This is a genomic window from Pseudomonas sp. S06B 330 (genome assembly GCF_002845275.2).
Taxonomy (GTDB): domain Bacteria; phylum Pseudomonadota; class Gammaproteobacteria; order Pseudomonadales; family Pseudomonadaceae; genus Aquipseudomonas.
This window is the reverse complement of sequence record NZ_CP088149.1, coordinates 3,856,491-3,883,191: the sequence shown is the minus strand read 5'-3', so window position 1 is coordinate 3,883,191 and position 26,701 is coordinate 3,856,491. Positions and strand designations below refer to the sequence as shown.

The window sequence follows — 26,701 nt, the reverse complement described above, 5'->3', positions numbered from 1 at the left end:
GCTTGCCCTCCCTGGAAGGAAACGCTGATGCCCGTACGTACCTGGATTCCCAGCCTGTTGACCGCGGCGTTGTTGCCGCTGCTGGCCGAGGCCGCGCCTGAGCGCAGTTTCAAGAGTGAAGAGGGCAGTGTGACGGTCAGCACACTGGCCGAAGGCCTGCGCCACCCCTGGGCCCTGGCCTTCTTGCCAGACAGTAAGGGCATCCTGGTCACTGAACGACCCGGTAATCTGCGTATTGTCAGCCCCGAGGGCAAGGTCGGCGCGCCGCTGGCTGGGGTGCCTGAAGTCTGGGCTACGGGCCAGGGCGGTTTACTCGATGTGGTGCTATCGCCGACCTTCAAGCAGGACCGCATGGTCTACCTGAGCTATGCCGAGGGCGGTGGCGAGGAGGGTAAAGCCGGTACTGCGGTGGGCCGTGGGCGTTTGTCTGCAGACTTGGCCAAGCTTGAAGACTTCAACGTGATTTTCCGTCAACAGCCCAAGCTGTCGACGAGTAATCACTTTGGCTCACGTTTGGTGTTTGATCGTGATGGCTATCTATTCATCGCGTTGGGTGAAAACAACCAGCGCCCTACGGCCCAAGACCTGGACAAGCTGCAAGGCAAGGTCGTGCGCATCCTCCCGGATGGCACCGTGCCCAAAGACAACCCCTTTGTCGGCCAGGACAACGTACGCCCGGAAATCTGGTCCTTTGGTCACCGTAATCAGCAGGGCGCAGCGCTCAACCCCTGGACCGGTGAGTTGTGGACCAACGAGCACGGCCCGCGTGGCGGCGATGAGATCAATCTGCCCAAGCCCGGCAAGAATTACGGCTGGCCGATTGCGACCCATGGCATCAACTACACGCTGCTGCCGATTCCTGAAGCCCAGGGCGAGCATGTCGACGGTATGGTCGATCCTCATCATGTCTGGGAAAAATCGCCCGCTATCAGCGGCATGGCGTTTTACGACAACCCACGTTTCAATGCCTGGAATCAAAGCGTGTTCATTGGCGCGCTGTTGAGCCAGGAGCTGATCCGTTTACAGCTGGACGGGGATAACGTGGTGCATGAAGAGCGCTTGCTTGGCGAGCTCAATGCACGGATCCGCGACGTGCGGGTAGGGCCGGACGGGTACCTGTATCTGCTGACAGATGCTGAGGATGGCGCGTTATTGAAGGTGGGGCTTGATCTGTAAAGCCCTGCAGTGCTTCTAACAGCCACGAAGAAGGCTAGAATAAGGCCTTTTGCCACAGGCGCTGTTCATGTCCTGCCTCACCGAACCGTCCCCTTTGCAGTTGTACCAGCAGGCTATCGACTCGCAGGGTTTTGTCAGTGACACGGCGCAATTGCAGGCTGCAGCTGAGCTTCAACTCTGCTTTGAGGCCCTGCAGCGCGGCGAAACGCCTAAAGGCGTTTATCTCTGGGGGCCAGTCGGTCGCGGCAAAACCTGGCTGATGGACCAGTTTCATGCCTGCTTGCAGGTGCCCGCGCGGCGTCAGCATTTTCACCACTTCATGCGGTGGGTGCATCAGCGTCTGTTTCAGCTCAACGGCACCGCAGAGCCCTTACAGGCCCTGGCACTGTCATTGGCTGAAGAAATTCGTGTGCTCTGTTTCGATGAGTTGTTCGTCAATGACATTGGCGATGCAATCATTCTCGGCGGTCTATTCCAGGTGTTGTTCGAGGCCGGTGTGGTAATCGTTGCCACCTCCAACCAGCCGCCAGATCAGCTTTACAGCGATGGCTTCAATCGAGAGCGCTTTCTGCCAGCAATTGCGGCGATCGAGCAGCACATGCAGGTAATTGCTGTGGCCGGTGACCAGGATCACCGTTTGCATCCAGGCGCCGGGCAACAACGCTACTGGGTGCGCGACGACGGACAACCCACGGCACTTGAGCAGGTGTTCGAACAACTGCGCGGCGAGCAAGCTGCAACTGATCAGGCACTGAGCATTGGGTCTCGGCGACTGACGGTGGTGCAACGCTGCGCTAGCGTCCTCTGGTGCCGTTACGCCGATCTTTGCGAGCAACCCTTCGCTGCCATGGATTTCATGGCCCTGTGTGACAGTTTTCAGGCCATTTTGCTCGGCGATGTCCCAGCCCTTGGCGCGCGCCAGCGCCCGGCGAAGATTGCCCGCGGCACCGAAGATGGTGCCCAGCGGGTCGTGGCCGGCGACCGTGAGCTGCCGCAGTTGTCGATTCACGATGACAGCGTGCGGCGCTTCATCGCCTTGGTCGATGAATGCTACGACCGTCGGATCGCCTTGTACCTGGAAGCCGAAGTGCCCCTGGAAGCACTCTACACTCAAGGGTATCTGGAGTTCCCGTTCCGGCGCACCCTGAGCCGCTTGCGGGAGATGCAACTGCAACGCTTCTGTTGAAGGAGTCGATCATGCAGCCGCTATCGCACCATCTGCTGACCATGGCCTACCAGAACGGTTGGGCCAACCACAGGCTCTACAAGGCCTGCCTGCAACTGAGCCAGGACGAGTTCCTGGCGCCGCGCTGCAGTTTTTTCGGGTCGATCAAGGCGACCCTCAACCATATCCTCACGGTGGACTGGTTCTACCTCAATGCCCTTGAATCCGAGCAACGTGGCCAGGCCCCGGAACCGGACAGCGAGCGCTTCTTCGAGCCCGAAGAACCGTTTGCCGACTGCGAGGCACTGAATGCCGAACAGGCCCAGGCAGATCACCGCTTGATTGCTTATTGCAGCCAACTGCACGACGAGCAATTGCAACGCTACGTGAGTATCGTGCGCCCCGACTGGGTTCAGCGTGAGCAACGACTGCGGCTGCTGTCGCACCTGTTCCAGCACCAGATCCACCACCGCGGCCAGGTGCATGCCATGCTCAGTGATACGTCGGTACGCCCGCCGCAGCTGGATGAGTTCTTTTGCGAGGACGAAGCGCACCTGCGCGCCCAGGACTTCGCAGAACTGGGTTGGACCGAAGCGCAGATCTGGGGGCGTTAGCGCTTAAGCTATCCGAGCAGGCGCTGGTGAAAGCGCTCGGGCTCCCCGATCTGCGGCGCGTGGCCCCGCAGACGAGGATTCAGTGTTGCATCCAGCCCACGGTCAACAGCGCCAACACCACATAGCGCCCGGCCTTGGCCAGGGTGACCAGCAAGACGAAGCGCCAGAACGGCTCGCGCATGATCCCGGCGATCAGGGTCAACGGGTCACCGATTACCGGCATCCAGCTCAGCAACAGCGACCATTGACCGTAGCGCTGATAACGCTGCTGGGCTTTCTCAAGCTGGGCGGGCTTGAACGGAAACCAGCGCCGGTCACGCAGGTGCTCGATGCCGCGCCCCAGCAGCCAATTGACGATCGAACCCAGCACATTGCCCGCGGTGGCAATCAACAACAGGCTATAAAGTGCCTGCCGGTCGTGCAGGAGCAAGCCCACCAGCACGGCTTCCGATTGCAGCGGCAATAGCGTTGCGGCGCCGAAGGCGCTGAAGAACAGCGCCCATTCACTCAACATCGAAACAGGATCAGTAGTTGGCGACCACTTCGTCGCGGCCGTCCTGGGTCAGGCCGATGACCTGGTAGGCGTCCTTGTGATCGCCCATTTCCATGCCCGGCGAGCCCATCGGCATGCCAGGCACGGCCAGGCCGCGCAGGTCGGAACGCTTGGCCAGCAGCTTGACCTGCTCGGCCGGTACGTGACCTTCGACGAACTTGCCGTCAATCACGCCGGTGTGGCACGACGCCAGGCGCGGAGCCACGCCCAAGCGCTGCTTGACCGCGCTCATGTTCGGTTCGACATGGTCGTTGACGGTAAAGCCGTTGTCGCGCAGGTGGCTAATCCACTCCTTGCAGCAACCACAGTTGGGGTCGCGGAAGACATCAATGGTCTGCCCCGCCTGGGCCAGGGTGCTCAGGGCCAACAGGCCGAAAGCGACGATTTTTTTGCTCAACATGTGATTCTCCACTGCTAGAAACGTAGGCGGACACCGGCGACCAGACGGGTCTGGCCGATATCGCCAGCGTCATCGCGGATCTGTTCGGCGGCATTGCCGTAGCTGCGGTTGACACTGACCCCCAGGTAAGGGGCAAAGCCGCGGGTGATCTCATAACGCAGACGCAGGCCGATCTCGCTGTCGGCAAGGCCACTGCCCTGATCGCGGCTGGCATCGTTGCGGCCATAAAAATTGGCCTCCAACGAAGGTTCAAGTATCCACCGATTGGTCAGCAGGATAGCGTAACTGCTCTCTATGCGCAGCGCGGTTTGTTGCCGCTCACCGACATAGGCGGTGGCCTCCAGCTCCAGGCCATACAAGGGCATGCCTTGAACACCGAACGCGGCCCAGGTTTGCCCGCTGGACGGTTTGAAATCCTGGCGCAGGCCTCCCACCAGTTCCCACCAGGGGCTGATGGCATGGCCCCACAGTGCCTGCAGTTCGGCCTTGTGGGTGACACCCTCTTCACGCTCACCTTCGCTGCGTAGCCACAGGCGATCGATATCACCGCCGACCCAGGCGTTGGCGTCCCATTTGAGTGCGCTACTGCTTTCGAAGTTCTGGTATTCGAGTTGCTCGACAACCACAGCCCAGTTGGTCTGCCGGTCATGCACCTGATGCCCTGGCAAGGGCGGGAAGGCGGCGCGGCGGTCGGCATCAGTGATCGGTGGTAGCGGCGTGCGCGGTGCGTCCGCTGCTTGGCCGTGGCCCATGCTGCTGTGGTCCATACCGGCGTGATCCATTGGCGCTTGGGACTTGCTGCTGTGGTTCATGCTGCCGTGATTCATCGCGCCATGGCCCATGCCCTGGGCGCGGACGTCTTCACTGGCCAGCAAGGTGAGCAGCGCCAGGCTGCCCAGCAGTGGACGGCTGAAAACTTCATTCATCGACGCGTACCTCGCGGAACATACCCATCTCCATGTGGTAAAGCAGGTGGCAGTGGTAGGCCCAGCGCCCCAGGGCATCTGCACTGACCCGGTAGCTGCGGCGACTGCCCGGCGGTATGTCGAGGGTGTGCTTACGCACCTGGAAGCGCCCGTGCTCGTCCTCCAGGTCGCTCCACAGGCCATGCAGGTGAATCGGGTGGGCCATCATGGTGTCGTTGACCAGGGTGATGCGCAGGCGCTCGCCATAGCGCAACCGCAAGGGTTGGGCGTCGGAGAATTTGATGCCGTTGAACGACCAGGCAAAGCGCTCCATGTGTCCGGTCAGGTGCAGCTCGATGTCGCGTGACGGCTCGCGGCCATCGGGGTCGGCGAAGGTGCTCTTCAGGTCGGCGTAGGTCAGCACCCGTCGACCATTGTTGCGCAGGCCAATGCCAGGGTCGCTGAGGTTGGGCTTGGGGCTCATGGTCTGCATGTCGACCAGTGGATTGTCGGTTTCGCTGGCAGGGTGGGTTTGCATCCCCCCCATGGCGGAATGATCCATATTGCCCATCTGGCTATGGTCCATGCCCGCCATCGCCTCCATGCCGCCGTGGCCCATGTCGGCCATGGTCAGGATTGGTCGTGGGTCCGGTGCGGGAACTTCGGCGCTCAGGCCAGGGCTACGGGCGAGTGTGCCGCGGGCATAACCGCTGCGGTCCATGCTCTGGGCATACAGGGTGTAGGCAGGCAGATCGCCGACGCGAACCAGCACATCGTAGGTCTCGGCCACGGCGATGCGCAGTTCATCGACTTCAACTGGCTGTACCGGCTGGCCGTCGGCAGCGATTACCGTCAGTTTCAGGCCGGGGATGCGGAAGTCGAAATAGCTCATCGCTGAGCCATTGATCAGGCGCAGACGTACGGTTTCACCAGGCTGGAACAGGCAGGTGAAATTGCCGTCTGGCGGCTGGCCGTTAAGCAGGTAGGTGTAGGTTGCGGCGCTGATGTCGGCCAGGTCGGTCGGGCTCATGCGCATCTGGGCCCAGCCTTTGCGCTCGGCCACCGTCTTCGACCAGCCGTGCGCGGCGACGTCTTCGATGAAGTCACCCACGGTACGCTTGTGATAGTTGAACGCGTCCGATTGCTTCTTCAGGGTCGCCATCAGCGCCTCGGGCGTCTGGTCACTCCAGTCACTGAGCAGCAGCACATAGTCGCGTTGGTAGCGATGAGGTTCAGGTTCTTTCGGTTCGATGACGATCGCCCCGTACACCCCAGCCTGCTCTTGCAGTCCGGAATGACTGTGATACCAGTAGGTGCCGCTTTGCTGCAGGGTGAACTGATAGAGGTACTCGCCACCAGGCTCAATGCCGGCAAAGCTAAGGCCTGGCACGCCGTCCATGTTGGCCGGCAGGATGATGCCGTGCCAGTGCAGCGATGTCGGCTCGGTCAGGCGATTGCGCACGCGCAAGGTGACAGTGTCGCCTTCACGCCAGCGCAGCACCGGGCCGGGCAGGCTGTTGTTGATGGTCAGCGCTGTGCGCGGGCGACCGGTAATATTGACTGGGGTCTGGCCGATAATCAGGTCGAAGTCGCGACCGCTGAGGGTATTGCCAAGTGGGGCGTCTGCGGCGAAAGCGGGCAAGCGCCAAAGGCCGAGACCGGCCAGGGCGCTACCGGCGGCGAATCCTTTGACGAAGGTGCGGCGGGTCGGGTGTGCAAGCATGGTGATGCCAGTCCTTAAGCGAGGATGGCATGACCTTAGCGAGCAATGACTGTCAGCAAACTGAGCAGTGGATTACAGAATTGTCAGCTCAACGGGCAAGTGGCTGTGGTGTGATGGCCGTTGCCGAGGGCAGGCCGGTATACTTTGCGCCGTAGGGAGACTCATCACATCTAAGGAACAACGATTCATGCAGGCAATCAAGGCCTATTTCAAACGCCACGGCAATGCGCCGTTCAAGCTTGGTGAAGGGCGTATCAGCGGTTACATTTCGGCAACGTTAGGGCTGCTCAGCCTGCTGGCAGTACTGTGTTTTCTGTTTCCACAGTGGTTGACCTTTGCCGAGTTTCGCAAGGTCTACAGCGAACAGTTCGCCCGTACGGTGCTGTTGATTGGCCTGATCCTGGCCTTCGGTCTTGGTACCCTGAACATCCTCCTCAACCAGCGTAAGCGCCTGGGATTCACCGGCATCACCGCCGCTGGCCTGGCAATGTTTCTCGGCGGCACCAACATTCAGACCGAAACCATCGGCCAGACCCCCTATTCACTGGGCCTGGACTGGTTCGTGTTGGCGCTGCTGGTCTCGGCCATCATTTTCATCCCGCTGGAAAAGCTCTACGCCAAGGATCCCCAGCAGAACATCCTGCGCCCGCATTGGCGCACGGACCTGAGCTACTTTTTTGTCAGTCATATGCTGGTGCAATTCATCCTGATCTTTGTCACGGCGTCGTCCAGCTGGCTGGCCGACTGGGTGGTGTCTGACACGCTGCAGGCCAAGGTGCAGAGCCTGCCGATTGTCGTGCAGTTTCTGCTCGCGGTGCTTGTTGCTGACCTCGGTCAGTACTGGCTGCACCGCCTGTACCACGTGGTGCCTTGGATGTGGCGCTTTCATGCCGTGCACCATTCGAGTACGCACATGGATTGGTTGGCCGGTTCGCGCATCCATTTCTGCGAAATCCTCCTGACCCGTACGGGGGTGCTGGCGCCGTTGATCCTGCTGGGCTTCTCGCCGCAGGCGATGAACGCCTATGTCATCCTGGTTGGTGTCCAAGCCGTGCTGGCGCATGCCAACGTGCGCATTGACGGTGGTTGGCTCAATTACCTGCTGGTGCTGCCGCGCTACCATCACTGGCACCACGCTCGGCACAAGGACTACATCTACAAAAACTACGCCATCCACACCCCCTTGGTGGACATGCTGTTCGGCACGTTCAAGCTGCCCCCCAAGGAATGGCCAACACGTTACGGTGTGTTCGGTAAGGACTTGCCCGAAGGCATACTGCGCCAGCACTTGTACCCGCTGCGCAAGCCCGAACCCAAGGTGCCACCGGCGGCCTGAAGCAACTTTCCGCTTGCCCCCTGACTGCGATAGCCTTCAAGGGGCAAGGTCATTGGGGCAAGGAGAATTGATGGACAAGGTCATTGTGATTACCGGCGCCAGCCGGGGTATTGGTGCGGCGACTGCACGTCTGGCCGCACGTGAAGGCTATCGTATCTGCATCAACTATCTGAACGACGATGAGGCTGCCCAGCGGGTGCTGGCTGAGGTCCGTGAAGCGGGGGCCGAGGCCATCACGGTCAAAGCCGATGTCAGTGTCGAAGACGAAATCATCCACTTGTTTCAGCGCGTCGATGCCGAGCTTGGGCCGATCACTGCATTGGTCAACAATGCCGGGACCATCGGCCAAAAGAGTCAGCTTGAGCACATGTCGGAATTTCGCCTGCTTAAACTGATGAAAACCAACGTGGTCGGACCAATGCTTTGTAGCAAGCATGCCTTGCAGCGCATGTCCAAGCGCCACGGCGGCAAGGGCGGCAGTATCGTCAACGTGTCATCGGTGGCCGCGCGGCTCGGTTCGCCCAATGAGTATGTCGATTACGCGGCGTCCAAGGGGGCGTTGGACACGCTCACGCTGGGGCTGGCCAAGGAAGTCGCTGCTGACGGTGTTCGGGTCAATGCCGTGCGTCCTGGCTATATCTTTACTGACTTTCATGCCCTCAGCGGCGACGCTGAGCGTGTCAGTAAGCTTGAACCGAGTATCCCGATGGGGCGGGGCGGTCAGGCTGAGGAAGTGGCTGAGGCGATTCTCTGGCTACTTTCGGATAAAGCCTCGTACGCCACCGGTAGCTTCATTGACCTGGGGGGCGGGCGCTAAGCCAGCCCCAGATCAAGGGTTGGGCCTGCCAGGTATTTAGAACGAACGCACGATCCTGCCCAGGGTTTCCATGGCCTTTTCCGATTGTTCGGTCCAAGGGCTGCCGTAATTCAGGCGGATGCAGTTGCGAAAGCGTTGGGTCGGCGAAAAGATCGGTCCCGGCGCGATGCTGATGCCCTGGGCCAGGGCCATCTGGAACAACTTGAGCGAATCCATCTGTTCCGGTAGCTCCAGCCACAGGAAATAACCGCCGGACGGATGACTGACCCGAGTCTGTGCGGGGAAGTGCCGGGCAATGGCGGCAAGCATGGCGCTCTGTTGCTCTTCCAGGGCGTAACGCAATTTGCGCAAGTGCCTGTCGTAGCCACCGTGCTGCAAGTAGTCGGCGATTGCTGCCTGAGCCGGCATCGAGGCACACAGTGAAGTCATCAGCTTGAGCCGTTCGATTTTCTGCGCATAGCGGCCAGCGGCGACCCAGCCAATCCGGTAACCCGGCGCCAGGCTCTTGGAAAACGAGCCGCAATGCATCACCAGACCATCGGTGTCGAAGGCCTTGGCCGGTTTCGGCGCTTGTTGGGCGTAATACAGTTCGGCATAGACATCGTCTTCGATCAGTGGCACCTGATGCTCACGCAGCAATTCGACCAGTTGCTGCTTTTTCTCCTCTGGCATGCTCGCGCCTACCGGGTTCTGGAAGTTGGTCATGCACCAGACCGCTTTGACCGGGTGCTTGGCCAGGGTCTGCGCCAGGACCCCAAGGTCGATTCCTTCGCGCGGGTGCACGGGGATTTCTACGGCCTTGAGCTTAAGCCGTTCAAGCACTTGCAGGCAGGCATAGAAGGCCGGGGCCTCGATCGCCACCAGGTCACCCGGCTCGGTCACTGCCTGCAGGCACAAGTTCAGCGCCTCCAGTGCACCATTGGTGATCAGCAGCTCTTCCATTGGCAGCATCAAGCCGCCGACCATGTAACGCAGGGCAATTTGCCGGCGCAACTGCGGGTTGCCCGGTGACAGGTCGGTGACCACCATGCGTGGGTCCATTTCGCGGCTGGCACTGGCCATGGAACGGGCCAGACGCGGCAGCGGGAACAGGTTGGGGCTGGGGAAGGCCGAGCCGAAGGCGACGGTCTGCGGGTCCTTGATCGAGTCGAGGATCGAGAACACCAGCTCACTGACATCCACTTCGGTGGACTCGCTGGCTTGTTCGATGATCTGCGGTTCGCTGAATTGGCGCGGCGCATGGGCATTGACGAAATAGCCCGAGCGCGGCCGCGCGCGAATCAGTCCACGGCGTTCCAGCAGGTAATAAGCCTGGAACACCGTGGAGGGGCTGACCCCGTGGGTCTGGCTGGCATAGCGCACCGACGGTACACGCTGACCGGGGCCCAGGACCCCGGAGCGAATCAGTTCGGCAATGTCGTCGGCAAATTTTTCGTAGCGTTTCATCATGGCTCAGGACAGTTCTGACTGCTGCGAAGTGTATGTGATCAACGGTTCAATGGCGCGACAAAACGGCTGTGAGCCACACTGGAAACCCCTGGCTCGTCGCTGTCACTGATTTCGAAGCCGATTTCCCGGGAGCTGCTTTGTGCCCGTTCGGCAAGCATCGCCACCGATACCGGCAACTCGCTCATCTCGCCAGCGTCCAGGGTGAACTCGGTCTTGCCGTGTAATTCGAAGCCCTCGGCATCGACCAGGCGCAAGCGATAGTGTTGTGCTTGCTGGGTTTTGTTGATGACCTTGAGGGTATAAATATTTTCGATCTGACCCAGGTTGTTCTCACGGAACAGGCCACGGTCCTTGATCACGTCCATCGATACCATCGGTCGTTGTTGCAGGGCGATGACCAGCGCACCAATCATGACCACCAGCGCGGTGACATAGCCGAGCAGGCGAGGTCGCAACCAGTTGGTCTTGCCACCTTGCAGGTTGTGTTCGGACTTGTAGCCGACCAGGCCACGGGCGTAGCCCATTTTGTCCATGATCGAATCACAGGCGTCGATGCACGCCGCGCAGCCAATGCATTCCATCTGCAGGCCATCGCGGATGTCGATACCGGTCGGGCAGACCTGCACACACATCTGGCAATCAATACAGTCGCCCAGGCCTTTGGCCTTGTAGTCGCTGTCTTTTTTGCGCGGGCCGCGGGATTCGCCGCGTGAAGGGTCGTAGGCGATGGCCAGGGTGTCCTTGTCGAACATCACGCTCTGGAACCGTGCGTAAGGGCACATGTGCATACATACCGCTTCACGCAGCCAGCCGGCATTGATGTAGGTGGCACCGGTGAAGAACAGGATCCAGAACAGGCTGACTCCGCCCAGTTGCAGGGTGAACAGCTCCTCAGTCAACGGCCGGATCGGCGTGAAGTAACCAACGAAGGTCAGGCCCGTAAGCAGGCTGATGGCCAACCACAGTGTGTGCTTGGCCGAGCGCCGCGCCAGTTTGCTAAGGCCCCACGGCGCGGCATCGAGTTTGATCCGCTGGTTGCGATCACCTTCGGTGACTTTTTCGCACCACATGAAGATCCAGGTCCAGGAGCTTTGTGGGCAGGTGTAACCACACCACACCCGGCCGGCAAACACGGTGATGGCGAATAGACCGAAGGCGCAGATGATCAGCAGGGCTGACAGGAGGATGAAGTCCTGGGGCCAGAAGGTCGCACCGAAAATATGGAATTTGCTCTCGGCCAAGTCCCAGAGCACGGCCTGGCGGCCGTTCCAGTTCAACCAGACGGTGCCAAAAAACAGCAAAAACAGAAAACCCGCGCCCGTCAGGCGCAGGTTACGAAACAAGCCGGTAAAGCTGCGGGTGTGGATCTTTCCGTCGCTACTGGCGGTCTTCTTCTTGAAAGTGGAAGGCTCGGCAATTTCAACGATCTGGACGGGAATTCTATCGCTCATGGTTCGTCGCTCATCAGGCCTCGATCAGGCCAGAGCACTATGGCGTCCCATCTGTTTGCATAACAGACTCAGGTATTTCGATAAAAACCGTATCAGATTTTCCTGCAATAACCTGCAGGCCTTAGATTACCGAGCCTGGCTCGGTAGTCTTGAGGTGCCTGCGACCATCCACCGCACCCGCTACAGTTAAGGCGTCCGCTTCGGCTTCTGTGATCGGTACACGCTGTCCGCCGAGCTCTGCCACAGACATGCGCAGGTTTTCATCAGTGACCACTGTGACATCGGCTGCGGCGCCCTGGATATGCATGTCGTCGCTGATCAGCGTGCAGCGCTGGCTGGTTTCATCGATTTCGATGGGCATGTTGGCGATCTCCTGGCGAGTGGGGCTTATAGGTTGAGACCCCAGCGTGGACGTTGTTGCTGTAGTCAACCGATCAGCGGTCACCGCCGCACTTGTGCGCCGCCGCGCAGTCCATCTTATAACACCTCTGTTGCGGAGCACGTCAATGGACGCCTGGTGGCATCAAGTCTGGTTGACCCTGGTGGCCGAGTTCGCTGACCTCAACGATGCCAAGCAACTGACCCAGGTAACGGTGCGCATGCTGATGGCCGCGTTGCTCGGTGGCATTCTGGGTTTTGAGCGTGAACTCAAGGGCAAAGCCGCTGGTGTGCGCACGCATATGCTGGTGGCGATGGGGGCCGCCTTGTTCGTACTGGTACCGCGCATGGCTGGCGTCGACGATGCCGGCTTGAGTCGGGTCATCCAGGGTATCGTTGCCGGTATCGGCTTTCTCGGTGCCGGCACCATTCTCAAAGGGCACCATCAGCAACTTGACCACGTCAAAGGCCTGACCACCGCGGCCGGGTTGTGGATGACTGCTGCCATCGGTGTGGCTGCCGGCATGGGACGCGAAGCCACGGCAGTGATCAGCACGCTACTGGCGTTGCTGGTGCTGGGTGTGATGCCTTGGGTAGTGAACACGTTCGAGAAGGATGACGATGACCAAAACGAGGAGGGCAGGAAGCACTGAGGGGAGCCGAAGCTCCCCTCAAAGATTGTTGCGTGCTCTTTTTTTGTTATTGGAGGGCGGTCTATTGTTGTTTTTGGCAACCGTTGCCTCTTGTCACTGGCGATCCCCATTCGGGATCAAGAGCAAACGTATTTTTTTGAGCGCTGATCTACTCTCATCATTGCTGATCCAACCGTGACAGGCGCTACCTTGGGGTAGTTTTATTGTTCTGTGTCCGGTTGCGGGGCAAGCCCCTGGAAAGCACATCCTCTCCAAAAAAATCTGTTAGCTGCGTCTCTGTCGTGTTGTTCTTGTTATGTCAGAGTCGTTACGTCTTATTTTTATTGGGTGTTTCGTATTTTTTATTGTTCTTGTACCAAAGATATAGCAGATGCCGTGCCAACTTTTAAAAACCCAATAAAATCAATGGCTTGGTTTTTTTGAGGGGCAGGGGGAGGAGGGAGGGCTGTCGATTTGTTTCCGTGTTACCCGGTTTTTCACCGGAAAGTGCGGGTGCGGTAACACCCCGGCCGCGGCCGGACTGTTACCGCCTGTGTTTATTGCGCGTTACGCGCGCGCGCTACCCGTGAGCCGCTGGCGCGGCCCAGCACGGCGCTGATCCGCTGGCCGGCGAGGATCAACTGTTCAAGGTCGATGCCGGTGTCGATACCCAGCCCCTGAAGCATGTAGAGCACATCTTCGCTGGCGACATTGCCGCTGGCGCCCTTGGCATAGGGACAGCCGCCCAGGCCTGCGACCGAGCTGTCGAAGACGCTGATGCCTTCGAGCAGGCTGGCATAGACGTTGGCCAGCGCCTGGCCATAGGTATCGTGGAAGTGGCCCGCCAGTTGCGCGCGCGGCACCTGCGCTGCGACCACCTCGAACAGTCGACGGGTAGCGCCTGGAGTGCCGGTGCCGATGGTGTCGCCCAGCGACACTTCATAGCAGCCCATGTCGTACAGCTCGCGGGCCACAGGCGCGACCTGTTCGGCAGCAACCGCCCCGTCATAAGGACAGCCCAGAACGCAGGAGACATAGCCGCGTACGCGCACACCGTGTTCGCGAGCGGCCTCCATGATTGGCACAAAACGCTGCAGGCTGTCGTTGATTGAGCAGTTGATATTGCGCTGGGAGAAGGCCTCAGTGGCCGCAGCGAACACCGCGACCTCTTTCACGCCGGCCGCCAGCGCATCCTCGAAGCCGCGCAAGTTCGGTGCCAGGGCCGCGTAGGTGACGCCGTTCTGCTGACGGATATTGGCAAACACCTCAGCTGATCCGGCCATTTGCGGTACCCACTTGGGGGACACGAAGCTGCCTACTTCGATATAGGACAGGCCCGCCGCTGTCAGGTCATCGACCAGCCGGACCTTATCCGCCACGCTGATAGGCTGGGCTTCGTTCTGCAGGCCGTCGCGCGGGCCGACCTCAACCAGGCGGACTTTTTCAGGCAATGACATGGCACGGTTCCTCAGGGCTCAATGGCTATTTTTCTGATTGTTCAAGGTGGCGGCCAGCGCTTGCTCGCAGCGCTCTTCGGCGGTGTCCAGCTCCAACTGCATCTGCTGGATGTCGAGCAATTGCTGTTCGAGCTGGGCACGGCGTTCGGCAATTTTTGCCAACATGCTGTGCAACTGCTTCAGGTTGCCGCTGGACGGGTCATAAAGTTCGATCAACTCACGGCATTCGGCCAGAGAAAAGCCGATACGTTTACCGCGAAGGATCAGCTTCAGGCTGACCTTGTCACGGGCCGTATAAATGCGTTCCAGGCCTCGGCGTTCCGGGCTGAGCAAGCCCTGTTCTTCATAGAAGCGGATAGCCCGGGTGGTGATGTCCAGCTCGCGGGACAGGTCGGAGATACTGTAGGTCTGGCTGCTCATGGTCTGGCTCGGGAAAAGGGCATGAGCTAACCTAAAGGCAGGTTGACGTATACGTCAAGCAAGGAATCGTCGAGCTCGGGGCTTGCTCAGACCTTTTCTGTAACCTTGCTGACCCGCTCATCCTGCGCCACTACCGCCTGGCACAACTCAATAATCTGTTCACGCATCCAGCGATTGGCTGGGTCCTGGTCGGTGCTTTCGTGCCAGTACAGGTGGGTCTCCAATGGCGGTACGTCGTTGACCGGCAGGCGCAGGTAATTGAGTTGATGGCGACGGGCGAAGCGCTCCGGTACGGTCATGACCATGTCGGTCTGCTGCAGCACTTGTGAGGCCATCAGATAGTGCTGTGAGCGTAGTGCGATCTTGCGCTGCAAGCCCATTTTGCCCAATGCCAGGTCGACATACCCCAAGCCATTACGGCGGCTGGAAATATGGATGTGGGTCAGGCTCAGGTAATCGTCCAGGCTAAGTTTATCTTTCGTCAGCGGATGACCCTGGCGCAAGGCGCAGACGTATTGATCCTGCATCAGCTTGACGTGGCGTACCTGCGGATCGGTATTGAGGGGCGCATCGACGGCAAAGTCCAGGCGCCCGGCGGCAAGTTCCTTGGTGGTCTCTCGGCGCTTGCACAAAAAGCTTTCGATCACCACCGCCGGGGCCAGGCGGCGCAGGCGTTGGAACAATGGTGGCAGGATCACCGCCTCGGTGAGGTCGGTCATGCTGATGCGAAACGTCTTGTTCGCCTGCAGTGGGTTGAAGATTCGGCTTTCCTGCACCGACACCCGCAACAGCGACAGGGCATTGCGCACCGGGCCGATGATGTTCTGTGCCATGGGCGTGGGCACCATGCCTTGAGCGGTGCGCACGAACAGCGGGTCGTTGAAGGTCTCGCGCAGCCGCGCCAGGGCGTTGGAAACCGCAGGCTGGGTAATGCCGACAATCTGCCCGGCACGGGTCAGGTTGGCTTCGGTGTAGATGGCATCGAAGACGATGAACAAATTCAGGTCGACCTTGCTCAGGTTCATGGGCGCTGCTCTTTGTTGGTGTTATGGGTGGATCATATATTGGTTATGAATGTTTATACACGCCGAGAATAGATTAGGTGGATTTTGCTGGCTGATCTAGGCTCTTGATCAGATCCCCTTTCCACTGAAGGTACTGCCCATGGATTTCGCCTATTCACCCAAGGTCCAGGCGTTGCGCGAACGTGTCACAGCGTTCATGGATGCTTATGTCTATCCCGCTGAAGCGGTGTTCGAGCGGCAGGTCGCCGAAGGTGACCGTTGGCAGCCCACGGCGATCATGGAAGAGCTCAAAAACAAGGCCAAGGCTGAAGGGCTGTGGAACCTGTTCCTGCCTGAGTCGGAGCTGGGCGCAGGGCTGACCAACCTGGAATATGCGCCGCTGGCAGAGATCATGGGCCGCTCGCTGCTCGGTCCGGAGCCGTTCAACTGCTCGGCACCGGACACCGGCAACATGGAAGTACTGGTGCGCTACGGCAGCGAGGCGCAGAAACGCCAGTGGTTGGAGCCGCTGTTACGCGGTGAGATCCGTTCGGCCTTTGCCATGACCGAGCCGGACGTAGCCTCTTCCGACGCCACCAACATGGCCGCACGTGCTGAGCGCGTGGGTGACGAATGGGTGATCAATGGCCGCAAGTGGTGGACTTCAGGTGCCTGTGATCCGCGCTGCAAGATCATGATCTTCATGGGCCTGAGCAATCCGGACGGCCCGCGTCATCAGCAGCATTCGATGATCCTGGTGCCGACGGATACCCCGGGGGTAAAAATCGTCCGACCACTACCGGTCTTCGGTTACGACGATGCCCCTCATGGCCATGCCGAAGTGTTGTTCGAGAATGTACGGGTGCCTTACGAAAACGTGTTGTTGGGCGAGGGCCGCGGCTTCGAAATTGCTCAGGGGCGACTGGGCCCTGGGCGTATCCACCACTGTATGCGCTCGATCGGCATGGCTGAACGAGCCTTGGAATTGATGTGCAAGCGTTCGGTGGAGCGCACCGCGTTTGGCCGGCCGCTGGCGCGCCTGGGTGGCAACGTCGACAAGATTGCCGACTCGCGCATGGAAATCGATATGGCGCGGTTGCTGACGCTCAAGGCGGCTTACATGATGGACACCGTAGGCAACAAGGTGGCGCGCAGCGAGATCGCGCAGATCAAGGTAGTGGCGCCGAACGTGGCGTTGAAGGTTATTGACCGGGCGATTCAGATCCATGGCGGGGCCGGCGTCAGTGGCGACTTCCCGCTGGCTTACATGTACGCCATGCAACGTACCTTGCGCCTGGCCGATGGCCCGGATGAGGTGCACCGGGCAGCGATTGGCAAGTATGAAATCGGCAAGTATGTGCCCAAGGAGATGCTGCGCAGCGAGCATTGATTTGCACGCTGTCGATATCAGGCCCGCCACTGCGGGCCTGTGTCATTTGTGGCTGCCGGAATTGGCCGGGTGTTGCGGCTGGTCGCGCGTTTTGAACAATGACAACAGCACGCCGCCACTCAACAGCCCCAGCGTCACACTCAACGACAGCAACGCCGGTACCGCGCCGATGAAGCCGTGATAGAAGATTTTGCCACCGATGAAAATCAACACCAGGGCCAGCGCGTACTTAAGGTAGATAAAACGGTGCATCAGCGCCGCCAAGGCGAAATACAGCGCACGCAGGCCAAGGATCGCGAAGATGTTCGAGGTATAGACAATGAACGGGTCTTGGGTAATGGCGAAGATGGCCGGCACGCTGTCCACGGCAAACACCAGATCGGCCAGTTCGATCAGCACCAGTGCCAGGAACAGTGGCGTCGCATAAAGCATCGCCTTGTGCTGCCCAGCAGCTTTGAGCCGAACAAAAAAGCGCGGTCCATGCAGGTCATCGGTGACGCGCAAATGGCTGCGCACAAACTTCAGCACCCGATTGTTGGCCAGGTCTGGATGAGCTTCCTCGCGGGAAAACAGCATTTTCACGCCGGTGATCAGCAAGAAGGCGCCAAACACATAGAGAATCCAGGCGAACTCTTGAACCAGTGCGCTGCCCACACCGATCATGATCGCGCGTAACACCACCACACCGAGGATGCCCCAGAACAGCACGCGGTGCTGGTAGAGGCGAGGGATAGCGAAGTAACTGAAGATCATCGCCATGACGAAGACGTTGTCCATGGACAGCGACTGCTCGACCAGAAAGCCGGTGTAGAACTCCAGGGCAGGTTGCGCGCCTAACTCCAGCCAGACCCAGCCGCCAAACAGCACGCCGACGCTGAAATAGCCTGCGTACAGCAGCAGGCTTTCGCGCATTTCGATTTCGTGAGCTTTGCGGTGCAGCACGCCCAGATCCAGTACCAGCAGGGTCAGGACAATGCCAATGAATGCCAACCAGAACCAGGTGCTGGTGCCGAGAACGTCATTGTTGAGAAATGCCTGTAGAGCCGCCATGCGCCCCTCCTTGATTGTCGTCGTTGCCAACAGCGGCAACAGTGACTCCGACATGGCGGCTTGGCAGCCGTCAGAGGGGCCCGGCGTCACACCTGAAAGCCTAGACCCGATGACGGCGGCAGCCCAACTGGGGGTGTAACAAATGGTTGCGTGAGCCTTCGGCCAGGGGCTAGTAGACCCAGACTTCCACTCTTCGATTGCGCAGGCGGCCTTCTTCGGCGGTATTGGTTGCTACGGGGAGTTCGTCGCCCAGCCCCATAACTTCACGCAAGGTGATGCCTTCCTTTGCCAACTCCCGGCGCACAGCCATGGCGCGCAGACGTGAAAGCAGAGCGGCGCGCTCAGGGTCGTGCTTGGCATCGCCGAATCCTACCAGCACGACGTCCTGTTTCAGCTTATTGTGTAGGCGCAGGTAGTCGATCACTCGCTGAACATCGCGCAAGGCTTTGTTGTCCAGGTTGGCACTACCTTCCTGGAAGCGGAAATTCACTGATAAGCGTTGCGCGTTGCGCACCAGTGCCCGATACGGCGGCGGCATGCCGTCGGCCGGGGGCACTTTGATTGCATGGATGTGCTGACCGACAAAACCGTTGGCGGTGACGATGGCCTGGCCCTTGGCACTTTGCGCAAACTCCACCAGTGCCCGAGCCCAGGGTGTGGCTTGAGTGGGCGGCATATACAAATACAGGCGCCGCGACAGTGGGTAGTCTTCACTGGCCACCAGGGCTGAGCTCGGTAGCATGGCGCGAGAATCACCGTCGGCAATCGCCAGTACCTTGGCACCATGCACCGAGGCCAGGCTGCTGAAGCCGATGGCCTGACGATCATTGAGCACCTCTTTGGCCAACTGTTCGCCGGATTCGAAGCGTTTCGCGGTGTTGGCCAGCGTCTGACCGCGGTCATCGAGCACCAGAGCCTTGAAGGTTTCGAATGTGCCCGAGCGATCGTCTCGGGCGTACAGATGAATAGGCCCATTTCCGAGGCCCAACGCCTCCCAGGTGGTAATTTGCCCGGCAAAGATCTGCGCCAGTTGCACGGTGCTGACCTGAGGCAGTGGGTTGTCGGGGTGAACGATTACGGCGACGCCATCCAGGCCGATGATCTGTTCGGCGGCGGCACTGTTGAGGTCACCCAAGGGCTGCAGTTCGGCTCGCTCGCTAGGCTTGACCGGGCGTGACGCTGCAGCCAGGTCTGCCTCGCCGCTCTTGAGGGCGGTGAAACCGGTGCTGGAGCCGTGGGCGGCGATGTCGACGCGGATCGGCGTGCCCTGCTGATCGAGGGCGCGGACCTGGACTTCGTTGGCCGTTGCCTGCGTTTCAATCCTTACCTCGCCGGCACCTTGTGCTTCCAGCATGCCTTTGACCAGTGCCGGTGCCAAGGCAGCACCAATGGTATTGGAGCCCTGAATACGCAACTGCGCCGGCGCTTGCGGGGCGGCAGGTGCAAGGAGGGGAAATAGACAAAGCAGGAGCAGGCTGAGGTGGCGGAGCATGCCGGCAGGCACTCTTCAGGCAAAGGATGTGCCGCAGATTAAGACGGTTGGATGACCGTAAGATGACAGGGTGATCACCTGTAGCGCTGCCGCCAGGCTGCGAACGGCCGCAAAAGGGCCGTATAACACTGTCCTGCGCAGTCGATCGCAGCCTCGCGGCAGTGGCTACACCGTATCCCGCCCTTAAGCCAGCTCCAGCCAGATCGGTGCATGGTCCGAAGGCTTTTCCATGGCGCGCAGGTCGTAGTCGACGCCTGCAGCCTTGATCCGCGGCAGCAAACCTTGGGAGGTCATGATCAGGTCAATACGCAGACCGCGCTTGGGCTCGTCTTCGAAACCGCGACTGCGGTAGTCGAACCAGCTGAAACGGTCGGCGACCTCCGGATGCAGGTGGCGGAAACTGTCGACCAGCCCCCAGTTTTTCAGGCGCACCATCCACTCGCGCTCTTCGGGCAAGAAGCTGCACTTGCCGGTCTTGAGCCAGCGCTTGGCATTGTCGGCTCCGATGCCAATGTCACAGTCCTCGGGCGAAATGTTGACATCGCCCATCACCACCAACGGATGATCGTTCTTGAACTGGCTTTCCAGCAAGGCCTGCAGGTCACTATAGAAGCGCTGTTTGGCCGGGAACTTGGTGGGGTGGTCGCGGCTTTCGCCCTGGGGGAAGTAGCCGTTCATGATGGTGATCGGGGTGCCATTGGCATCGGCGAAGGTGCCCCAGATAAAGCGGCGCTGGGCATCTTCTTCATCGCTGGCAAAGCCCTTGTGCAGGCTTAGGGGCGCCTGGCGTGAGAGCAGGGCGACGCCGTAGTGGCCTTTCTGGCCATGAAAATGCACGTGATAACCCAATGCCTGGACCTCGGCCAAGGGAAACTGCTCGTCGCTGACCTTGGTTTCCTGCAAGCCGATCACGTCCGGCTGGTGCTTTTCGATCAACGCCGCCAACTGATGGGGCCGGGCGCGCAGGCCATTGATGTTGAACGAGACGATCTTCATGGCAAACACAATCCTGGTAAAACGAAGGATCCTAGCCGACATCGACGCCTGCGGCCAGCGTGGCGCGCCTCGCCATAGGCTGCTAACGTGGTGCTCGAAGTGAACATCGGGGCAACGTACGCTTCAACGGCAATGAATGCCCATTGTGGAGGGTTGTCAGCATGACCGATTCGACTACTGTCCCGGCTCAGCTTCGCCTGCTTGATGGTGGCTATAGTCGTGAGGCGCGTTCGCTGTTGTATCACGCCTATCGCCACGACCCGACCTATGCATTTTTGTTCGAGGCCCAGCGCCCGGGGTATGACCAGCGCATTCGCGCCACTGTACGCGAACTGGTCAAGCAACACTTTTTCCAAGAGTTGCCGGCGTTGGGCTTGTTGGTCGACGACCGCTTGATCGGTATTGCCCTGATCGCGCCGCCACAGCGACGCCTGGGGATTACCGAGAGCTGGGCCTGGCGCATGCGCATGGTCCTGAGCACCGGTTTTCGCTGCACTCGGCGTTACCTGGATTACCAGGCGGCGCTGATGGCGTGCCTGCCCGGTGATGCGGTGCATGTCTTGCCGTTGCTGGGGATTCATCCGCAGTTCCAGGGTCAACAGTATGGTGAGCAGTTGTTACAAGCGGTGCATGACTGGTGTGCTGAAGATGAACACTCCCAAGGCGTCGTGCTGGACACGGGTAACGAGCATTACTTGGCGTTCTATCAGCGTCAGGGCTACCAGGAAATTGGCGAAATTGCTGTAGGAACAGTTCGCGAGCATGTGTTCTTTCATCCTAATCCCCAGTCATCTCAGCGTGCTTCGGCCCTGCCTGCGTAGCAGGCTGAAGCGCCTCGGGCTCCATGCTGGCGCCAAGCTCTGGTAGCATCCGCGCCTATGACGTATTCAGGACGATTCACCTGCGGTTTGATTCTGTGTTTTACCAGCATTGGCGTGTATGCGCAGAGCGAGCTGGTGGTACGGATCAAGCCTGCCAATAACGAACTCAAGGCCAATGTCGAAGGCTATATCGGCAGCCTTGGTAAACGCGATGAAGAGGCGCTACTGCGCTTCAGCCGCGGCGCTGTCGAGCAGGCGCGCAAAGCAGCCCAGGCGTTGGGTTACTACCAGGCGCAGATCGACACCGAGGTCAAAGCGCCGGCCAAAGCCGATAAAGAGCCACAGCTGATTCTCACCATCGAGCCGGGCGAGCCGGTACACCTGCGTGATGTCACCATTCGCATCGATGGCCCGGCCAGTGAACTCAAGACATTTCGCCTGCCCAACAGCAAGGCCCTGCGCACTGGCGAAGTACTCAATCATGGCCAATACGAAGATGCCAAGCGCCTGATTCAAAACCAGGCTGCGCGTTACGGTTTCTTCAGTGGGCGTTTTACTCGTCAGCGCCTGGCAGTCGACCCCCAGGCGGGCGTGGCCGACATTGAACTGATCTACCAGAGTGGCCCACGCTACAGTCTGGGCAAGGTCAGCTTTGACGGCGACACACCGTTCGATGAGACCTTGCTGCAGCGCATGGTGCCATTTAAGGCTGACACCCCGTACGACTCTGAACTGATTGCCGAACTCAATAACGCCCTGCAATCGAGTGGCTATTTCGAGGGTGTGCGCGTGGATGCCGCGCCCACCGCTGCAGTGGAGCAGCGCATTCCGGTGGCGGTCCAGCTGCAGACTCGCAAGCCACGCACCATGGGCCTGGGCCTGGGGTTTTCGACAGACGTCGGTCCGCGGGGCAAGGCCAACTGGACGCGTCATTGGGTCAACCCGCAAGGCCACAGTTATGGTTGGGAAACCGAACTGTCGGCACCTCGGCAGAACGTCGGGCTGTGGTACGACATTCCTCTCGATCCGCCGTTGACCGATAAATTTCGCTTTGCCGGTGGCTACCAAAACGAGGAGATCGCCGGCACCGACACCTTGAGCAAGCTGCTCACCGTTGGCCCGGAATGGCACAGCAAGCTGCCCAGTGGCTGGCAACGGGTGCTGTCGCTCAAGTATCAACGCGAAGAATACCGCCTGGGAGATGACTCGGGCCTGAGTAACCTGTTGATGCCCGGCGTCAGTTATTCCTATCTGCGCAGCGACAACCGCATCGATCCACACAATGGCTATCGCCTGCAATTCGATGTACAGGCGGCCAAGGAAGGGCTGGTGTCCGACACCAACCTGCTGCATGCCAATGTGGTGCTCAAGGGCTTGACCACGCTGGGCCGTAAACACCGTTTTCTCGGCCGTGTGCAGGCCGGCGGCAGTGCCACCAACGATTACCAGAGTTCGATACCGCCGTCGCTGCGCTTCTTCGCCGGTGGTGACCAGAGTGTGCGTGGCTATGACTACCAAAGCTTGTCGCCGGAGAACTCCGATGGCGATCGTATTGGTGGCCGCTATCTGGTGGCCGGCAGTGTCGAGTACCAGTACGAGGTGATGGACAAGTGGCGCGTGGCGACCTTTGTCGACCAGGGTAATTCATTCAACAATCTGGAGTTTCCCAGCCTCAAGACCGGTGTCGGTATCGGTGTGCGCTGGGTCTCTCCAGTGGGGCCGTTGCGTCTGGATCTGGCCCATGCGCTGGATGACGACGGTGGTTTTCGTCTGCACTTCTCCATGGGGCCGGAATTGTGAGTCGCGTTTTCAGAAATATCCTCCTCACGCTGCTGGCTCTGCTGCTGTTGCTGGTGCTTGCGCTGGGCCTGTTGCTCGGCACCCAGGCGGGCAGTCGCTGGACGCTGGGGCTGGTGCCAGGCTTGCAACTTGATAACTTCCAAGGACGCCTGGCGGGTCAGTGGCAGGCTGAACGTGTGCTATGGGAGCAGGGTGAGGATCGGGTCGAGGTGGTAGCACCTAGGTTCGATTGGTCGCCTCATTGCCTGTTGCGCATGACCCTGTGCATCGAACGTCTGCAGGCAGATCAGGTCAACCTGGCTTTCGCGCCGAGTGAGCCGAAACCCGAGAGTGGTCCGCTGCAATTGCCGGCGCTGAAGCTGCCGCTGGCGATTGAGCTGGGTGAGGTGCGTATCGGTCACCTGCGTCTGGATGGTAATGAGCAATTGAGTCAGTTGCACCTGGCAGCCCATTGGACCGTCGCGGGCTTGCAGATCGACAGCCTGCAGCTGCAGCGTGATGACCTGCGCTTGAGCCTGCAAGGGCTGCTGCAACCTGAGGGCGATTGGCCGTTGCAGGTCAAAGGCCAGCTGCAGTTGCCCAAGGTCGATGGACAAGATTGGCAGGTGGCATTGCAGGTCAACGGTGAGCTGCAGAAAACCCTCTCGCTTAGTGCTGACAGCAGTGGTTACCTGAATGCCCGGCTCAACGGTGAACTGCAAGCGCTGGCTGAGCAGTTGCCGGCCACTTTGCAAGTCAGTGCAGCGTCCTTCAAACCCGGTGCTGACCTGCCCGATACCCTGCAGTTGAACAATCTTGTACTCAGCGCCAAGGGCAACCTGCAAAGCGGCTACCAATTGCTCGGCTCAGCCAGCCTGCCGGCGGAACAGGGGCCTGTGGCGTTGAGCCTGCTGGGCAACGTCGACGCCAAGGGTGCCCAACTGAGCGCCTTGGACCTTACGGCCAGCGCGGATCAATACCTTAAACTGACGGCCAGCGCCGACTGGCAACAGGGCCTGAGCGCGGTGGCGACCATCGACTGGCTGGACTTCCCCTGGCTGCGACTGTATCCGCTGGAACAAGCCCCTCAAGTGTCCCTGCGGCGTTTCAACGGCCAGGTGCAATACCTTGATGGCACCTATCAAGGCGAGTTCAAGGGCGACCTTGATGGGCCGGCTGGGGCGTTCAGTCTGAGCAGTCCGTTCAAGGGCGACCTGCAACAAATCACCTTGGCACAATTGGCGCTGACTGCAGGGCAAGGCAAGCTCGCCGGTAACGTAAGTGTGCAGTTTGCTGACGCGTTGGCCTGGGATGCGGCGCTGGAACTGTCGGCGCTGAACCCGGCGTACTGGCTCGCCGAACTGCCCGGCACGCTAGCGGGCCCGCTGCGCAGCAAGGGTCAGATAAAAAATGGCGAAGTGAGCCTGGATGCTGATCTTGACCTGAAAGGGCGCCTGCGTGGCCAACCGGCGGTGCTCAAGGCTGTTGCCCAAGGCGCTGGCCAGAACTGGACCCTCGGTACCCTGGATATCCGCCTGGGCGATAACCACATCAACGGTAGTGGCAGCCTGCAGCAACGTTTAGCCGGGCAACTGGACCTTAACCTGCCGCGTCTTGGTCAACTCTGGCCACAATTGCAGGGGCAGCTCAAGGGTAAACTGGAGGTTGCCGGTACCTTGCAGGCACCGCAAGGCACGTTGACCGTGCAAGGTCAGCAACTGGCGCAAGCGGACAATCACCTGCAACGCCTGGCGTTGGACGCCAAGCTGGACAGTGCCCAGCGTGCAGTTATTGACCTGCAGGCCGGCGGTATTCGTCTAGGTGATACTGCCTTGGGTGTACTCAGTGCCAAGGGCCGCGGCGATATTCGCCAGCAACAGTTGGAGCTCGGCCTAGACGGGCCGAAGCTCAAACTCGATCTGGGCTTGGATGGCCAGCTGGACAAAGGTAACTGGCGTGGGCGCCTGGCCAGCGGCCAGATCCAGGCCGGCGGTCAGGACTGGCGCCTGCAAGCACCGGCGAAACTGCAGCGCCTGGCTTCTGGGCAGTTGGATTTCGGTGCCCATTGCTGGCGTTCGGGGCAAGCCAGTCTGTGTGGTGACGATCAGCGCCTGGCGCCAGAGCCGCGCCTGCGTTATCACCTCAAGCAGTTCCCGCTGCAAAGTCTGGCCCAGTGGTTGCCCAAAGACTTCGCCTGGCAGGGCCTGCTCAATGCCGACATTAATCTGGATCTACCCGCCAGCGGCCCCAAAGGCACCATCGTCGTCGATGCCAGCGGTGGCACCTTGCGCTTGCGCGAGAAAGACCAATGGCTGGACTTTCCTTATCAGACCTTGCGTCTGGAAAGCACCCTGGCGCCACGTCGGGTTGATACGCGGGTCGATTTTCGCGGTGAACGCCTGGGTGAACTGGCGTTGGTCACCCGGCTTGATCCGATTGCCAACCACAAGCCATTGAGTGGGACGTTCCGCCTGACCGGTCTGGACATCGCCATTGCCCGTCCTTTTGCACCAATGGTCGAGCGCCTGGCCGGGCAACTTAACGGCAGCGGACAGTTGTCTGGCACGTTATTGTCGCCGCAGGTCAACGGTAGCTTGAACCTGGTCGGTGGAGAAGTTGCTGGCGCAGAATTGCCGATTAGCCTCAAAGACCTGAACGTGCAGGCAATGATTGCGGGTGAGCAGGTGCAGCTCAGTGGCGCCTGGAAAAGTGGCGAAGCCGGCCAGGGCAGCTTGCGTGGGCAAATCGGTTGGGGGCCGGCGCTGGCTGTTGATCTGAAGTTGCAGGGGCAACGCCTGCCCGTCACTGTTGAGCCCTATGCCGACCTTGAGGTGGCGCCCGATCTCTTGATCAGCCTGGCCGGTGACAAGTTGGCGATCGCGGGCAAGGTGCTGGTACCCAAAGGTAAAATCACCGTGCGTGAATTGCCACCTTCGACGGTTAAGGTGTCTGATGACACCGTGATCGTCGGTCATCAGACCGAAGAGGGCAAAGCACCCATTGCGGTGGCCATGGACATTGATGTCGAGGTCGGTCAGGACACACTTTCGTTCAGTGGCTTTGGTCTGACCGCCAATCTGCTTGGCCATGTGCACATCGGTGACAACCTCGACACCCGCGGTGAGCTGAGTCTGGCCGATGGCCGTTACCGTGCATACGGGCAACGCCTGACCATCCGCCGTGCGCGCTTGTTGTTCGCCGGGCCCATCGACCAGCCTTACTTGGACATTGAAGCCATTCGCCAGACGGATGACGTGATTGCCGGTATCCGCCTCAGTGGCAGTGCCGAACAGCCCACCACCCAGGTGTTCTCGGAACCGGCCATGAGCCAGGAGCAGGCGTTGTCATACCTGGTCTTGGGCCGACCACTGGGCACCACGGGGGAAGACAATAACATGCTTGCCCAAGCAGCCCTTGGCCTGGGGCTGGCGAGCAGTGCCGGGGTGACCGGTAGTCTGGCGTCAAGCCTGGGGATCGACGACTTCCAGCTGGATACCGAAGGCAGTGGCGACAGCACCAGTGTAGTGGCCAGTGGCAATCTGACTGAGCGCTTGAGCTTGCGGTATGGTGTGGGTGTCTTCGAACCGGTCAACACGGTTGCGTTGCGTTACAAACTGAGCAAGAAGGTTTACTTGGAAGCGGCCAGTGGCCTGGCCAGCTCCTTGGACATTTTCTACAAGCGCGACTTCTGAC

The 26,701-nt window shown here is 60.0% G+C and carries 24 protein-coding genes; 11 read left to right on the top strand and 13 right to left on the bottom strand.

The features are described from left to right. Positions 1 to 27 precede the first annotated feature (27 nt). The 3 genes from CX511_RS17290 to CX511_RS17280 all read left to right on the top strand — a co-directional run bounded on the left by CX511_RS17290 (position 28) and on the right by CX511_RS17280 (position 2,955). On the top strand, positions 28 to 1,176 hold the full coding sequence (locus CX511_RS17290; RefSeq protein ID WP_101292942.1) for a PQQ-dependent sugar dehydrogenase: 1,149 nt from the start codon (positions 28 to 30) through the stop codon (positions 1,174 to 1,176). Positions 1,177 to 1,243: 67 nt separating this feature from the next. Next, entirely contained in the window at positions 1,244 to 2,362 is a 1,119-nt protein-coding gene (gene zapE, locus CX511_RS17285; RefSeq protein WP_045188495.1) for a cell division protein ZapE, read from the top strand. An 11-nt stretch (positions 2,363 to 2,373) separates the two neighbouring features. Continuing rightward, positions 2,374 to 2,955, top strand: a complete 582-nt coding sequence (locus tag CX511_RS17280; protein ID WP_045188493.1) for a DinB family protein — start codon at positions 2,374 to 2,376, stop codon at positions 2,953 to 2,955. Positions 2,956 to 3,034: 79 nt separating this feature from the next. On the opposite strand, the gene CX511_RS17275 is transcribed toward CX511_RS17280, so the two are convergent. Genes CX511_RS17275 through CX511_RS17260 form a run of 4 tightly spaced genes read right to left on the bottom strand, consistent with a single transcriptional unit; the run spans position 3,035 to position 6,536 of the window. Continuing rightward, positions 3,035 to 3,469 (bottom strand): YqaA family protein, encoded by a 435-nt coding sequence (locus tag CX511_RS17275; RefSeq protein ID WP_045188491.1) that lies wholly within the window; start codon positions 3,467 to 3,469, stop codon positions 3,035 to 3,037. Positions 3,470 to 3,479: 10 nt separating this feature from the next. Then, the gene (locus CX511_RS17270) at positions 3,480 to 3,908 is read right to left on the bottom strand and encodes a DUF411 domain-containing protein (protein ID WP_101292943.1); all 429 of its coding nucleotides are present in this window, start codon (positions 3,906 to 3,908) and stop codon (positions 3,480 to 3,482) included. 14 nt (positions 3,909 to 3,922) lie between these two features. After that, positions 3,923 to 4,834, bottom strand: coding sequence for a copper resistance protein B (locus CX511_RS17265; RefSeq protein WP_101292944.1), 912 nt, complete (start codon positions 4,832 to 4,834; stop codon positions 3,923 to 3,925). Further along, positions 4,827 to 6,536, bottom strand: coding sequence for a copper resistance system multicopper oxidase (locus tag CX511_RS17260; RefSeq protein WP_101292945.1), 1,710 nt, complete (start codon positions 6,534 to 6,536; stop codon positions 4,827 to 4,829). The genes CX511_RS17265 and CX511_RS17260 overlap by 8 nt, the downstream gene beginning before the upstream one ends. A 187-nt stretch (positions 6,537 to 6,723) precedes the next feature. Between CX511_RS17260 and CX511_RS17255 the strand changes: the two genes are divergently transcribed. Then, complete coding sequence (locus tag CX511_RS17255) at positions 6,724 to 7,872, top strand: sterol desaturase family protein (RefSeq protein ID WP_101292946.1); 1,149 nt, start codon at positions 6,724 to 6,726, stop codon at positions 7,870 to 7,872. Between the two features lie 70 nt (positions 7,873 to 7,942). Beyond that, a complete protein-coding gene (locus CX511_RS17250; protein ID WP_045188480.1) occupies positions 7,943 to 8,689 on the top strand; it encodes an SDR family oxidoreductase in 747 nt (248 codons plus the stop codon). 36 nt (positions 8,690 to 8,725) lie between these two features. Here CX511_RS17250 and mapR read toward each other — a convergent pair whose 3' ends face one another. The 3 genes from mapR to CX511_RS17235 form a co-directional block, all read right to left on the bottom strand. Further along, the gene (gene mapR / locus CX511_RS17245; protein ID WP_101292947.1) at positions 8,726 to 10,135 is read right to left on the bottom strand and encodes a GntR family transcriptional regulator MpaR; all 1,410 of its coding nucleotides are present in this window, start codon (positions 10,133 to 10,135) and stop codon (positions 8,726 to 8,728) included. Between the two features lie 41 nt (positions 10,136 to 10,176). Then, on the bottom strand, positions 10,177 to 11,589 hold the full coding sequence (gene ccoG / locus CX511_RS17240) for a cytochrome c oxidase accessory protein CcoG (RefSeq protein ID WP_045188476.1): 1,413 nt from the start codon (positions 11,587 to 11,589) through the stop codon (positions 10,177 to 10,179). A gap of 121 nt (positions 11,590 to 11,710) precedes the next feature. Then, complete coding sequence (locus tag CX511_RS17235; protein WP_045188475.1) at positions 11,711 to 11,950, bottom strand: DUF3203 family protein; 240 nt, start codon at positions 11,948 to 11,950, stop codon at positions 11,711 to 11,713. A gap of 145 nt (positions 11,951 to 12,095) precedes the next feature. Here CX511_RS17235 and CX511_RS17230 point away from each other — a divergent pair, with 145 nt between their 5' ends. Then, positions 12,096 to 12,620, top strand: coding sequence for an MgtC/SapB family protein (locus tag CX511_RS17230; RefSeq protein WP_045188473.1), 525 nt, complete (start codon positions 12,096 to 12,098; stop codon positions 12,618 to 12,620). Positions 12,621 to 13,156: 536 nt separating this feature from the next. Here CX511_RS17230 and CX511_RS17225 read toward each other — a convergent pair. The 3 genes from CX511_RS17225 to CX511_RS17215 form a co-directional block, all read right to left on the bottom strand. Further along, positions 13,157 to 14,056 (bottom strand): hydroxymethylglutaryl-CoA lyase, encoded by a 900-nt coding sequence (locus tag CX511_RS17225; RefSeq protein WP_101292948.1) that lies wholly within the window; start codon positions 14,054 to 14,056, stop codon positions 13,157 to 13,159. Positions 14,057 to 14,074: 18 nt separating this feature from the next. Then, positions 14,075 to 14,476 (bottom strand): MerR family transcriptional regulator, encoded by a 402-nt coding sequence (locus CX511_RS17220; RefSeq protein ID WP_045188469.1) that lies wholly within the window; start codon positions 14,474 to 14,476, stop codon positions 14,075 to 14,077. Positions 14,477 to 14,562: 86 nt separating this feature from the next. Then, positions 14,563 to 15,501 (bottom strand): LysR family transcriptional regulator, encoded by a 939-nt coding sequence (locus CX511_RS17215; protein ID WP_045188468.1) that lies wholly within the window; start codon positions 15,499 to 15,501, stop codon positions 14,563 to 14,565. A gap of 139 nt (positions 15,502 to 15,640) precedes the next feature. Between CX511_RS17215 and CX511_RS17210 the strand changes: the two genes are divergently transcribed. Further along, entirely contained in the window at positions 15,641 to 16,870 is a 1,230-nt protein-coding gene (locus CX511_RS17210) for an acyl-CoA dehydrogenase (RefSeq protein WP_101292949.1), read from the top strand. 42 nt (positions 16,871 to 16,912) lie between these two features. On the opposite strand, the gene CX511_RS17205 is transcribed toward CX511_RS17210, so the two are convergent. Then, complete coding sequence (locus tag CX511_RS17205) at positions 16,913 to 17,920, bottom strand: TerC family protein (RefSeq protein WP_045188464.1); 1,008 nt, start codon at positions 17,918 to 17,920, stop codon at positions 16,913 to 16,915. On the opposite strand from CX511_RS17205, the gene CX511_RS17200 reads away from it, so the two are divergent. Then, the gene (locus CX511_RS17200) at positions 17,919 to 18,059 is read left to right on the top strand and encodes a hypothetical protein (RefSeq protein ID WP_156156620.1); all 141 of its coding nucleotides are present in this window, start codon (positions 17,919 to 17,921) and stop codon (positions 18,057 to 18,059) included. The two genes, CX511_RS17205 and CX511_RS17200, sit on opposite strands and share 2 nt — an antisense overlap. Before the next feature lie 30 nt (positions 18,060 to 18,089). Here CX511_RS17200 and CX511_RS17195 read toward each other — a convergent pair whose 3' ends face one another. Both CX511_RS17195 and xthA read right to left on the bottom strand, forming a co-directional pair. Next, complete coding sequence (locus tag CX511_RS17195) at positions 18,090 to 19,412, bottom strand: substrate-binding domain-containing protein (RefSeq protein WP_101292950.1); 1,323 nt, start codon at positions 19,410 to 19,412, stop codon at positions 18,090 to 18,092. 183 nt (positions 19,413 to 19,595) lie between these two features. Then, positions 19,596 to 20,408, bottom strand: a complete 813-nt coding sequence (xthA, locus tag CX511_RS17190; protein WP_101292951.1) for an exodeoxyribonuclease III — start codon at positions 20,406 to 20,408, stop codon at positions 19,596 to 19,598. 161 nt (positions 20,409 to 20,569) lie between these two features. On the opposite strand from xthA, the gene CX511_RS17185 reads away from it, so the two are divergent. Genes CX511_RS17185 through CX511_RS17175 form a run of 3 tightly spaced genes read left to right on the top strand, consistent with a single transcriptional unit; the run spans position 20,570 to position 26,700 of the window. Further along, the gene (locus tag CX511_RS17185; RefSeq protein ID WP_045188457.1) at positions 20,570 to 21,229 is read left to right on the top strand and encodes a GNAT family N-acetyltransferase; all 660 of its coding nucleotides are present in this window, start codon (positions 20,570 to 20,572) and stop codon (positions 21,227 to 21,229) included. 57 nt (positions 21,230 to 21,286) lie between these two features. Next, on the top strand, positions 21,287 to 23,029 hold the full coding sequence (locus CX511_RS17180; RefSeq protein ID WP_045188455.1) for an autotransporter assembly complex protein TamA: 1,743 nt from the start codon (positions 21,287 to 21,289) through the stop codon (positions 23,027 to 23,029). After that, complete coding sequence (locus tag CX511_RS17175) at positions 23,026 to 26,700, top strand: translocation/assembly module TamB domain-containing protein (protein ID WP_177409686.1); 3,675 nt, start codon at positions 23,026 to 23,028, stop codon at positions 26,698 to 26,700. Before CX511_RS17180 ends, CX511_RS17175 begins: the two co-directional genes overlap by 4 nt. The last annotated feature ends 1 nt before the right edge of the window (position 26,701 follow it).